The organism is Aquimarina sp. 2-A2 (assembly GCF_045505135.1).
Classification (GTDB): domain Bacteria; phylum Bacteroidota; class Bacteroidia; order Flavobacteriales; family Flavobacteriaceae; genus Aquimarina; species Aquimarina intermedia.
The window spans coordinates 16375-27723 of the sequence record NZ_JBJKFI010000009.1 but is presented as its reverse complement, the minus strand read 5'-3'; the positions used below and the strand labels follow the sequence as shown (position 1 = coordinate 27723).

Genomic DNA, 11349 nt, shown 5'->3' with positions numbered 1-11349 from the left:
TCATTTTTGATTTTGCAAAGTGAACGCAACTTTAAAAGGGTTAGAAACGTCCAATAATAAAGTAATCAACACGTTTACCATTCATGCAACAGTATAGTTTTGACTTTTCAGATTTAGATAAATTAAGTAATTACTTCAGGGACCAATTGGATCCTGAAGGGACTGATGTTTGTATTCATTTTCCTCCAGAAATAGGCGAGGGGTACCTATCATATTATAAAATTTCTCCAGACGTTTATTTGTTAATTAATAATTACAAAGCAAATGATGATCTGGAATTTATTAGAAATCCGATAAACGAGAATGACGTAATTCTACATTTCAGAAAATATGCACTAACACATTCCTTAGACAATGAGTCGATTGTTAGTAATTATAGTGATACGTATACACCCGGTAATATGCGATGTATGGATGCTACGCGAGGAGAACGTGTGTTAATACCAAAGGGGGCTGAGATTCGGTCAACGATGATAGTGCTTAAGAGCTCTTATACGAAGTCCTATTTTATGAAAAATAATACTACAGCTCAAAACTTGAACACGTACATACGGCATTCACACCAGTTTATTGATAAGTTTTATCTTTCTTACAGACAGTCCGTCCTTTTTGATCAAATTGTTACTCCCGCATATGATACGATTGAAAACGAGTTGTATTTTGTTGCTAGAGGGATCAATTTACTAGAAACCTTTTGGAAAGATATTATAAAATTTGATAGTGATAACAGTCCGTTTGCAATCAATGCTAACCAAGTAGGGAATATTTATAAAATTAGTCATTATCTTGAGAATAACTTATTCGAACCTTTCGTCGGAGTGGATCAGTTGGCGGTTATGGCACACATGAGTCGAACCAATTTTTTTAATATGTTTAAAGAAATTCATGATCAGACTCCCTTGGAATATTTTAATAATAAGCGTTTAGAATCGGCATATACGATGGTCTTTTCTGAAGGGTTGGCAGTAAAAGAAGTGATGAATATGCTTAATTATTCAAATTCATCCAAATTTAGAAAAGCATTTTACAATAAGTTCAATGTATTTCCTGACGGATTGTTGTCAAAATAAAATGGTTGCCATGTGGAATGGCAACCATCAATAACCTAACACAAACTCAACTAAGTATAGGTTGTATAAATCTATTTGTGACTTATATCAATTACTACAAAATTCGCAATTGTATTTATAATTTTGCATTCCAATAATACAAATTATCTTACCATTAGTACATTTTAACCGTAATTGAACGACGTTAAAACACAATTTTATAGGTCAGAATTAAAAAGGGGAACATTTAAAATATAAAATATTTAAAATAGTTGTACCTATGTAATAGCTGGTAATTAGATTTTTAGATGAAAGAAGATTTTCTGCATTACATTTGGAAGTATAAAAAGATTCGATCAAACGATTTAAAGACGACAGACGGGTCTTCGCTTCAAATTTTATCTGTAGGAAGTCACAATACTGAAAATTCTGGTTCAGACTTTTTTAATAGTTCTTTATTTATCGATGATCAAAAGTGGGCCGGCAATGTGGAAATTCACATTAAATCCAGCGATTGGTATATTCATGGTCATGAAACGGACAAAAACTATGACAATGTTATCTTGCATGTCGTTTGGGAGGATGATGTAGCAATTTATAGAAGAGATAATTCCAAAATACCAGCACTTGAACTAAAGGAGTTAGTTGATCCCGAGGTGTTTGCTGCCTATGAAAACTTGGTGCTTTCCAAAGAGAAATCTACATGGCTGACCTGCGCGAAATTATTGAGCCAAGTTCCCGAGTTTAATATTATTAGCTGGAAAGAACAAGTATATATAGAACGACTTCTTCAGAAAAGTGAAGTTATTTTTGCGCTGACTAAGAGTACACATAACGATTGGGAGGCCGTTCTCTACAAAATGATAGCAAAAGGTTTTGGGTTAAATGCGAATGGAGAAGCTTTTGCGGCAATGGTGAATTCCTTTCCATACAACTTGATTAAAAAATACAGTAAGCGTCCTATGCAATTAGAAGCTCTGTTCTTTGGGCAGCTTAAGTTATTGACCGTAGAGATTGAGGATGCATATTATCAGGAGCTCCAACATGAGTATGCATTTCTAAAGCATAAGCATAAATTATCTCAGGAAGGCTTGTTGTCTGCAGAATTCTTTAGACTACGTCCTCAAAACTTTCCAACCATTAGATTGTCGCAATTAGCCGCTTTGCTTTCAAAGCATGATCAATTATTTACTATAGTGACTACGTGTGATAGTTTAGAGCAATTCTATGATGCCCTTAGCGTAAAAACCTCTTCGTATTGGGAAACACATTATACCTTTGGAAAAGTTTCAAAACGAAATGTAAAGCAAACTTCCAAAAGCTTTATTGATCTTCTTGTGATGAATGTAGTGGTTCCCTTTCTATTTGCTTATAATAGAAGCCGGGGTGTAGAAGATCATTCCAAACTATTTTCGATTATGGAATCATTACAGCCGGAGAAAAATACGGTAATCAGGGAATTCGAAAAATCCGGAATGAGTATGAAGAATGCGATGGATTCACAAGCATATCTACAGCTTAAATCACAGTACTGTGTCAAAAAAAAATGTTTGCAATGTGCCTTTGGAAATTATTTTTTAAACCAGTATTCAGTTTGATAGATTATAATTATTTTGCGACATGCTATATAATCTTAGACTTTATTTAGAAAGAAATGGTTTTTATGTGTCCAGTCGATTAGCAGATCGTCTAGGGATACGTGCTAAAAATGTGCGTTTGTTTTTTATATATGCAACCTTTGCCACTGCGGGATTGGGATTTGTATTCTATCTTACAATGGCTTTTTGGCTCAAATTAAAAGATTTAGTGTACACTAAACGAACTTCAGTTTTTGACCTATAAGAATGATTAAGTATTTCAAATCAAGAATATATATCGCCATAACATTACTTATTGTAGTTGTTATAGTAGGAGTTTTTGGATTTCGTTTCTTTTCTAATTATACATGGATAGATGCGCTGTATATGACAGTGATCACGATGTCCACCGTTGGGTTTGGTGAGGTGCAGCCCTTGGATGCAACTGCTAAGTTGTTTACCGTCTTTTTAATCGCAACAAGTGTAACTATATTTGCGTATGCAGTCTCTGTAATTACTGAATATATTGTGAATAAGAGCGATCCTTATAATATGCAATACAGAAAACTTAAAAAAATGATACAAGCACTTAATGATCATATAATTATTATCGGTTACGGACGAAATGGAAAGCAAGCTGCTGATAAACTTTTGGCGTATAACAAACGCTTTATCATTGTTGAAAACGATCGGCAAGTTATTGATAAGTATCAGAGTGAGGAGCTTCTTTTTTTGGAAGGAAACGCCACAGAGGATGAAGTATTGCTAGAAGCAGGAATTAAAACAGCATCTACCCTTATTTGTACCCTGCCAGAAGATGCGGATAATTTGTTTATTGTCTTGTCTGCAAGGCAAATAAATAAAGATCTAAAAATAATTAGTAGAGCTTCTCAAGATACATCCTATAAAAAAATTAGATTGGCAGGAGCTGATAACGTGATCATGCCGGATCGTATTGGTGGAGATCACATGGCGTCCTTGGTTGTAGTTCCCGATTTGATAGAGTTTTTAGATAATTTATCCATTATAGGAAAGAAGTCCATTAATATCGAAGAGATTTCATTTGAAAAGATGTTCGACGATGAACAACCTAAAACCATACGAAGCATCGATATGCGATCTAAGACAGGATGTACAATCATTGGATATAAATCACCGGAGGGCGAGTATGTAGTGAACCCGGAGGCCGATACTTTATTGAAACCCGGCTCAAAAGTAGTAGTCCTAGGAAGACCGGAACAAGTCAATTTATTGAACAAACAATTTAATATTTAACAATATATAAACATTTAACTCCCTAAACGTTGTAAACAACTGTTTTTTTTAGCATCTTGCTCACTTCATTCATAAATAATTCTAAATTAATATACAGATCATGAAGAGAATTCTTCTTTCAATTCTAACATTTATTATTCCTTTTATAAATTTTGCCCAAGAAGAAAAGGTTTTAACTTTTTCTGAACAAATCGATGTAACTTTTTCAAAATATACCAGTTGGTTTGTTGATTTAATCTTCTACGAAATTCCGTTTTCCGAAGAGTTTCAAATTCCGTGGGTACTTATAGTGTTGATAGGTGGAGCAACCTACTTTACAGTTTATTTTAAGTTTATCAATTTTAGTGGATTTTTTACAGCAATTAATGTTGTTCGTGGTAAATATGAAGATATTGAGAAGCACGGTGCCAAAGAATTGTATGGAGAAGAAGGTATAGCGGCGGTAGCGGTTGATGGTGATATTCCTGATACTATCAGAGACGAAAGTGCTGATGGAGAAGTTTCACATTTCCAAGCCTTAACAGCGGCGCTTTCTGCTACTGTAGGTTTAGGTAACATAGCCGGAGTTGCTGTAGCATTATCTATTGGGGGCCCGGGAGCAACTTTTTGGATGATTTTAGCTGGATTGTTAGGTATGGCTTCAAAATTTGCAGAATGTACGCTTGGAGTTAAGTATAGAGATGTTGGTCCTGATGGAACTGTATATGGTGGTCCGATGTATTATCTTAAAAAAGGTCTGGCAGAAAAGAATATGGCAGGACTAGGTAAAGTGCTTGCAGTACTTTTTGCTATTTTCGTGATCGGTGGATCGTTTGGTGGTGGTAACATGTTTCAAGCAAATCAGGCTGCAGCTCAATTTGTAGAGTTAACAGGTTTGACAGGAGGTAACACGGGTCTTTATTTTGGTCTCGCTATGGCTGTTCTTGTTGCTGTAGTGATAATTGGAGGTATCAAAAGGATAGCATCCGTTACAGAGAAGATAGTTCCTTTTATGGCTGGGATTTATGTGTTAGCGGCATTGGTTATTCTTGCAGTTAATTATGTGCATATAGGAGCTGCATTCGGTTTAATTTTTGAAGGTGCTTTTTCAGGACTTGGAATTGCAGGAGGTTTGATTGGTGTAATGATTCAGGGTATTCGTAGAGGTGCTTTCTCTAATGAAGCAGGAGTGGGATCAGCGGCAATAGCGCATTCTGCTGTCCGTACTAAATATCCTGCAAGTGAAGGTATTGTTGCCTTATTAGAACCTTTTGTCGATACGGTAGTAATTTGTACTATGACTGCACTCGTTATCATAATTACTAACTTCGATGCAGGATTCTTAGAATATGGAACAGAAATTACTGAAGGGGTAGAGCTAACAGCGACAGCTTTTGATACTGTTATTCCTAACTTTTCTATAGTCTTAACAATAGCAGTAATCCTTTTTGCTTTTTCTACAATGATCTCATGGTCCTATTATGGGATGCAAGGTTGGATATATCTTTTTGGAAAAGGAAAAATTTCTGACTTAGTATACAAGTTATTATTTTTGGTTTTTGTAGTGGTAGGAGCATCTATCAGTTTAGGGTCTGTAATTGATTTTTCAGACGCGATGATCTTTGCTATGGTGGTACCAAATATCATTGGTGTACTGCTTTTAACACCAAAAGTGCGTAAAGAATTAATTAAATATAATAATGCAATTAAATTGAAAAAAGACGCGATCGAAGATGGTGTTGATGAATTCGAAGTGTAAATGACAATTCAATAAATCAATTACTACTATGCGTATCAAATCCCATTTCGAAATGAATTATCGTTTTCGAAATGGGATTTTTGTTTTTTCAGTAGTGCTCTTTGTATATAGTTTATTTATATACTTCTTCAAAACCACCAATGATTCCAACCTAAGTTTTACATTAGATAAAGAGCATCAATCATACATAGATTCTCTGAAATGCGTAGCTACACAGGAGAAGCAATCTAAACGCTGGTTAAAACCGTTTAATCCAAACTTTATATCAGATTATAAAGGATATGTTTTAGGGCTTTCTCCAGAACACTTAGAACGATTAAGAAGTTATCGCGCCAAGGGGCAATGGGTCAATTCTCCGGCTGAATTTAAAAAGGTTACGTTGATCCCGGATAGCTTACTCATTCAAATAGCACCTTTATTCAAGTTTCCGATTTTTAAGCATGTTCAGAAAAGAACTCAAAAGAGTGTTTTGAGTTTTGATCAGAAAAAAGAGCTCAATACGGTTACTTCAGAAACTTTAATTACCGAACTAAATATACCGGATTTTATCGCTGAGCGTATTGTAAAGTATAGGAAAGGAATTGGAGGCTTTGTTAGTGATAAGCAGTTAGAAGATGTACATGGATTATATGCCAGACAAAGAACTACTATTCTCAGCCACTATACGGTGAAGCAATCGCCTCTGAAAAAAAGAATAGTATTAAGTGGAGCTTCTGTGAAAGATCTTATGAAAGTACCTTACATCGACTTTGAGTCAGCCATTAGAATAAGAGACTATCAGAAAGCTAATGGTAATATTAAAGATTTTAAGGAATTAGAGAAAATAGGGGAGTTTCATTTCGAAAAAATAGATAAAATAGCATTATATTTGACTATAAAATAATAATCGGAAAAAATTGCTGTTTCCTTTGCAAATTTCACAATGATCTATTGGATATTTCTCAGATATTATCAGATTGAGAAGGTAGCATAGTTTACAGTAAAATTAATTACTTAAAGAAAGTCTTCAAATGAATAGTATGTATTTTACAGAAGAGCATGAGCTGTTTAGGCAAAGTCTTAAAGAATTTTTACAGAAAGAAGTTGTTCCTCATGTTGATAAATGGGAAAAAAGTGGAACGATTGAACGTTTTATCTGGGAAAAAGTTGGAGAAATGGGATATTTCGGTATCGCATATCCCGAAGAGTATGGGGGATTAGATCTGGACCTGTTTTATACAGTGATTTTTCTTGAGGAGCTTCAAAAGATTAATTCCGGCGGTTTTGCAGCTGCTATGTGGGCGCATGCTTATCTGGCGATGACGCACGTTAATAAAGAAGGGAACGCAAGTATAAAAGAAAAATATCTTACCCCAAGTATCGCTGGTGAAATGATTGGCTGTTTAGCTATTACAGAACCTTTTGGTGGGTCTGACGTAGCCGGAATGCGTACAACAGCTGTAAAGGACGGAGATAATTATATTATCAACGGTTCTAAAACTTTTATAACCAACGGGGTATATAGTGATTACCTTGTGGTAGCGGCAAAAACATCGCCTGAGCTAGGTGCTAAGGGAATGAGCATCTTTATCATGGATCGAGAAACTCCCGGTATTTCTGCCACCAAACTTGATAAACTTGGATGGAAAGCTTCTGACACAGGTGAGATTGCTTTTGATAATGTCAAAGTGCCTGCTGCTAATTTGATGGGTGAAGAGAATAAAGGTTTTGGGTATATCATGCAGCATTTTGCGCTAGAACGTCTGATAATGGGTGTCAACGCACATGCCCGTGCAGAATTTGCACTTGAGTATACATTGGAGTATATGTCACAACGTGAGGCTTTTGGTAAGACGATTGATAAGTTTCAGGCATTGCGACATAAAGTGGCCGAAATGGCAAGTCAAATTGAAATGAATAAAGAATTCAATTATTCGGTTACCAAGCGACTTAATGACGGTGACTATGTAGTTAAGGAAGCTAGTATGTCAAAACTTCTTGGTACCAAAATGGCTGATGAGGTAATCTATGAATGCTTACAGTTGCTTGGGGGATATGGTTATATGGAAGAATATCCATTAGCCAGATTATTGCGCGATAGTAGGTTAGGACCTATTGGAGGAGGTACCTCTGAGATTTTAAAAGAGATCATAGCTAAGATAGTCATTGATAAAAAGGAGTACAAAGCAGCTACATAGTTGTAGGATTCATAATACCCTATTTGTAATTCTGTATTTTAGATGTTAAAAAAATAGGATTTTAATAGTTTAACCCTGTTAAAATTAAAGTTTTAGTAAATGTTATCAACACGAAAACGTTTGAGTTAAATCTCAAACGTTTTCGTGTTTTAAGAATGTGTTACCTTTAAAATAACTAAAACACAAACACTATTTATTATGACAAACTTAAATGTAAAAGTAGCCGTATTTTTTCTGGCGTTCTTAACTCTCAGTTGTGAGCGAGAAGAAATAGAGATTGAAGAACCAGCCGCTGTTGAAAAAATGGTATCAGAACCCCTTAATAAAGCTGCCCTTAAACCAATAGGAACAGGGGTTATGATGCAAGCGTTTTATTGGGACGTACCTAGCGGAGGTAATTGGTGGAATACAATCAAGAATAAGGTGTCTGCCTGGAGCAATGCGGGGGTTGATGCAATATGGTTGCCACCGGTTAGTAAAGCTCAGAATGGAAAGTTTTCAATGGGTTATGATCCTTTTGATTATTACGATTTTGGTCAGTATAACCAAATGGGAAGTACAGAAACTCGTTTTGGGTCAAAAACAGAATTGGAACAGTTGATTAACAGTGCACACGCAAATCAATTGAGTGTTATTGCTGATATCGTTATCAATCATAATAGTGGAGGGGATTCAGAATTCAACATTTTCAAAAATTCAAATACCTACACCAAGTATACCCCCAAATCAAATTTATTTAATCGTACGCAATATGATTTTCATCCTAATGACTATCATAATAACGATTCCGGAGTTTTTGGAGGGTTTGCAGACCTGTGCCATCATAAGAGTTATGTGCAAGATTGGTTATGGAAAAAATCTAACTCAGTTGCAAAATATTACAAAAACACTATGAAGTTTGATGGATGGCGCTTTGATTACGTGAAAGGTTTTGAACCTTGGATAGCAAGAGATTGGAAAAATGCAGTCGGAGGCTTTTCGGTAGGTGAATATTGGGATGGTAATGCTGCTACGTTGCAGTGGTGGACAGATCAGGCACAAATGTCGGCTTTTGATTTTGCGTGTTACTATAAAATGCGGGATGCGTTTCAGGGCAATAACTTGAATGCGCTTCAGGGAGATATGCTTTGGAAACGTAATGCTTCCAGAGCTGTGACTTTTGTCACGAATCATGATACTGATGAGATACAAAATAATAAACTTCTTGCCTATGCATATATCTTAACCCATGAAGGATATCCGGCGCTTTTTTATAAGGACTATGAAGACTGGCTTGATAAGAATGCATTAAACAATTTGATATGGATTCATAATAATCTCGCAGCAGGTAATACCTCAAACCTGTATACGGATACAGATGAATATATTGCCCGGCGTAACGGGAACGCCTCAAAAAGTGGTTTAATTGTCTATATTAATATATCAAATTCTTATAAAGAACGATGGATACAGACGAATTGGAGTAACAAGAGGATAAAAGATTATACAGGACGGTCCAGTTGGGAGCCTGTTACTCAAGGAGATAAATGGGTTAAAATTCAAGTCCCTCCCAATAGTTATACGGTATGGTCAATCAAATAAATAAAATATATAAAAAAGGTTTGTAGGTTATACATTTGTATTATATTTGCACCTTAATTTCTAAAGAAAGGAGGTGATACTATGTTAATTATACCTATTAAAGACGGAGAGAATATAGATAGAGCGTTAAAGCGTTTCAAGCGTAAATTTGACCGAACAGGGACAATGCGTCAGCTACGTAAGCGACAAGCGTTTTCAAAACCTTCTGTTGAGCGAAGAGCTCAAGTTCAAAAAGCGCAGTACATTCAGCACTTAAGAGATCAAGAAGAAATCTAGTAGCAAATCGTGAGCGTGGTCTATAATGCTTTTTAAGCAGACTTCGTTTTTACTATATCATTTAAACCATTAGGGTCGTAAAAGTTTAGTACTTTTATACGCTAATGGTTTTTTTTATGCTTATTTCTAAATTTATTGAGTATCTCACCTTTGAGCGTAATTATTCTGTACATACGGTAAATGCCTACAAGACTGATATAACAGCTTTTCGGGACTTTGGAGAAGTAGCTTTTGACGAATTTGACTTGGTGCAGGTCGATTATGTTCAGATCCGAAGCTGGATAGTCGCTTTGGTGGAAGAAGGGAAAAGCAATCGTACCATTAACAGAAAGATTTCTTCCCTTAAAACATTCTACAAGTTTTTACTTAAAATAGAAGAGGTAAGTAGAAATCCTTTAGCGACCCATCGTGCCTTGAAAACTACTAAAAAATTACAAATTCCTTTTTCTGACGATGAGGTAGTGGATGTTTTGTCGTTATTAGGGGCAAACAAAGATTTTACAAGTGTACGAGATCGACTCATAGTTGAATTATTTTATGCAACCGGCATCCGACGTATTGAGTTAGTGAATTTAAAGATGTCAGATGTGGATGGTACTGCTCAAAAGATAAAAGTGCTGGGAAAACGTAGTAAAGAACGGATACTGCCTTTGTTATCTACTGTGTGTGTGACGCTTGATGAGTATCTTGAGCTTAGAAAACAAATCCAAGGTTGTGAAAACACCGACTTTTTGTTCATTACTTCAAAAGGAGTTAAAATATATGAAACGCTTGTCTACCGAATTATTAATACGTATTTTAGTAAGGCATCATCAAAGGTTAAAACGAGTCCGCATATTTTACGACATTCGTTTGCTACACAGTTATTAAGTGAAGGTGCTAATCTTAATGCAGTAAAAGAGTTACTTGGACATTCTAGTTTGGCAGCTACTCAGGTGTACACACATCAAAATGTAGCGCAATTGGCAAAAGCTTATAAAAACGCCCATCCCAGAAACAAGAAGACATAAGTGCGCTCTTGTAGTTACTGACATGAATTTTTGTTCAACTATTTTAATACCGATTACGTATGAAAGTAAACTTGCAATCTGTAAATTTTAACGTCGATGAAAAATTGATACAATTTACCCAAACAAAATTAGATAAGCTAGAGCACCATTTTAATCGTATTATATACGCCGATGTATATCTAAAAGTAATGAACACTAGTGGAAAGGAAAATAAAGTTACAGAAATTTTATTGACGGTGCCGGGGGATGAGTTTATGATAAAAAAGATCAACAAAACATTCGAAGAAGGTGTGGATGAATGTGTTAGTTCGCTGGAGCGACAATTGCAACGACGAAAGGAAAAATTAAAAGCACATATTTAATTATTTTTTTCTCTAAAAATGTTTTGAGAAAAGAATAATTTATATACATTTGCAGTCCGTTAGAAATAGCGGGCTTTTTTATGTCAAAAAAGTGGTTAAAAGCCGATGTAGCTCAGCTGGCTAGAGCAGCTGATTTGTAATCAGCAGGTCGTGGGTTCGAGTCCCTCCATCGGCTCTTTAAAAAGTTGAAATTTTGAAAATTTTTTAAACTTTTTTAAAATATTTTGAATTGTCAAAAAAATGTTTACTTTTGCCATCTCAAAATTACAAGGTTCATTAAAATAATGATTTGGGGAGATACTCA

The 11349-nt window shown here is 35.4% G+C and carries 11 protein-coding genes and 1 tRNA gene; all 12 read left to right on the top strand.

Features of this window, described 5'->3' with window-relative positions; genetic code table 11:
• Positions 1–83: 83 nt before the first annotated feature.
• The 12 genes from ACJRPK_RS16910 (at position 84) to ACJRPK_RS16855 (ending at position 11220) form a co-directional block, all read left to right on the top strand.
• Positions 84–1070: a helix-turn-helix domain-containing protein gene (locus tag ACJRPK_RS16910; RefSeq protein ID WP_407141578.1), complete on the top strand. Its 987-nt coding sequence runs from the start codon at positions 84–86 to the stop codon at positions 1068–1070.
• A 287-nt stretch (positions 1071–1357) separates the two neighbouring features.
• Entirely contained in the window at positions 1358–2647 is a 1290-nt protein-coding gene (locus ACJRPK_RS16905; RefSeq protein WP_407141577.1) for a DUF2851 family protein, read from the top strand.
• A 22-nt stretch (positions 2648–2669) separates the two neighbouring features.
• Positions 2670–2891 (top strand): PspC domain-containing protein, encoded by a 222-nt coding sequence (locus ACJRPK_RS16900; protein ID WP_148783477.1) that lies wholly within the window; start codon positions 2670–2672, stop codon positions 2889–2891.
• Between the two features lie 2 nt (positions 2892–2893).
• On the top strand, positions 2894–3901 hold the full coding sequence (locus ACJRPK_RS16895) for a TrkA family potassium uptake protein (RefSeq protein ID WP_148783476.1): 1008 nt from the start codon (positions 2894–2896) through the stop codon (positions 3899–3901).
• 100 nt (positions 3902–4001) lie between these two features.
• The gene (locus ACJRPK_RS16890; protein WP_407141576.1) at positions 4002–5639 is read left to right on the top strand and encodes an alanine/glycine:cation symporter family protein; all 1638 of its coding nucleotides are present in this window, start codon (positions 4002–4004) and stop codon (positions 5637–5639) included.
• A 28-nt stretch (positions 5640–5667) separates the two neighbouring features.
• Positions 5668–6522, top strand: coding sequence for a helix-hairpin-helix domain-containing protein (locus tag ACJRPK_RS16885; protein WP_407141575.1), 855 nt, complete (start codon positions 5668–5670; stop codon positions 6520–6522).
• Positions 6523–6649: 127 nt separating this feature from the next.
• On the top strand, positions 6650–7816 hold the full coding sequence (locus tag ACJRPK_RS16880; RefSeq protein WP_407141574.1) for an acyl-CoA dehydrogenase family protein: 1167 nt from the start codon (positions 6650–6652) through the stop codon (positions 7814–7816).
• A 198-nt stretch (positions 7817–8014) separates the two neighbouring features.
• Positions 8015–9397 (top strand): alpha-amylase, encoded by a 1383-nt coding sequence (locus ACJRPK_RS16875; protein WP_407141573.1) that lies wholly within the window; start codon positions 8015–8017, stop codon positions 9395–9397.
• A gap of 81 nt (positions 9398–9478) precedes the next feature.
• The gene (gene rpsU / locus ACJRPK_RS16870) at positions 9479–9673 is read left to right on the top strand and encodes a 30S ribosomal protein S21 (RefSeq protein WP_148783471.1); all 195 of its coding nucleotides are present in this window, start codon (positions 9479–9481) and stop codon (positions 9671–9673) included.
• Between the two features lie 116 nt (positions 9674–9789).
• Positions 9790–10683 carry a tyrosine-type recombinase/integrase gene (locus ACJRPK_RS16865; protein ID WP_407141572.1) on the top strand — a complete coding sequence of 298 codons (894 nt, stop codon included), beginning with the start codon at positions 9790–9792 and terminating at the stop codon, positions 10681–10683.
• A 59-nt stretch (positions 10684–10742) separates the two neighbouring features.
• Positions 10743–11045: a ribosome hibernation-promoting factor, HPF/YfiA family gene (gene hpf, locus ACJRPK_RS16860; protein ID WP_148783469.1), complete on the top strand. Its 303-nt coding sequence runs from the start codon at positions 10743–10745 to the stop codon at positions 11043–11045.
• Between the two features lie 101 nt (positions 11046–11146).
• A tRNA-Thr gene (locus tag ACJRPK_RS16855) sits at positions 11147–11220 on the top strand.
• The last annotated feature ends 129 nt before the right edge of the window (positions 11221–11349 follow it).

What these genes read in the sequence shown, in the direction of transcription:
- ACJRPK_RS16905 (WP_407141577.1), top strand. Translation starts at nt 1,358, where the DNA reads ATGAAAGAAGATTTTCTGCATTACATTTGGAAGTATAAAAAGATTCGA.
- ACJRPK_RS16875 (WP_407141573.1), top strand. Translation starts at nt 8,015, where the DNA reads ATGACAAACTTAAATGTAAAAGTAGCCGTATTTTTTCTGGCGTTCTTA.
- ACJRPK_RS16865 (WP_407141572.1), top strand. Translation starts at nt 9,790, where the DNA reads ATGCTTATTTCTAAATTTATTGAGTATCTCACCTTTGAGCGTAATTAT.
- ACJRPK_RS16895 (WP_148783476.1), top strand. Translation starts at nt 2,894, where the DNA reads ATGATTAAGTATTTCAAATCAAGAATATATATCGCCATAACATTACTT.
- hpf (WP_148783469.1), top strand. Translation starts at nt 10,743, where the DNA reads ATGAAAGTAAACTTGCAATCTGTAAATTTTAACGTCGATGAAAAATTG.
- ACJRPK_RS16910 (WP_407141578.1), top strand. Translation starts at nt 84, where the DNA reads ATGCAACAGTATAGTTTTGACTTTTCAGATTTAGATAAATTAAGTAAT.
- ACJRPK_RS16880 (WP_407141574.1), top strand. Translation starts at nt 6,650, where the DNA reads ATGAATAGTATGTATTTTACAGAAGAGCATGAGCTGTTTAGGCAAAGT.
- ACJRPK_RS16890 (WP_407141576.1), top strand. Translation starts at nt 4,002, where the DNA reads ATGAAGAGAATTCTTCTTTCAATTCTAACATTTATTATTCCTTTTATA.
- ACJRPK_RS16900 (WP_148783477.1), top strand. Translation starts at nt 2,670, where the DNA reads ATGCTATATAATCTTAGACTTTATTTAGAAAGAAATGGTTTTTATGTG.
- ACJRPK_RS16885 (WP_407141575.1), top strand. Translation starts at nt 5,668, where the DNA reads ATGCGTATCAAATCCCATTTCGAAATGAATTATCGTTTTCGAAATGGG.
- rpsU (WP_148783471.1), top strand. Translation starts at nt 9,479, where the DNA reads ATGTTAATTATACCTATTAAAGACGGAGAGAATATAGATAGAGCGTTA.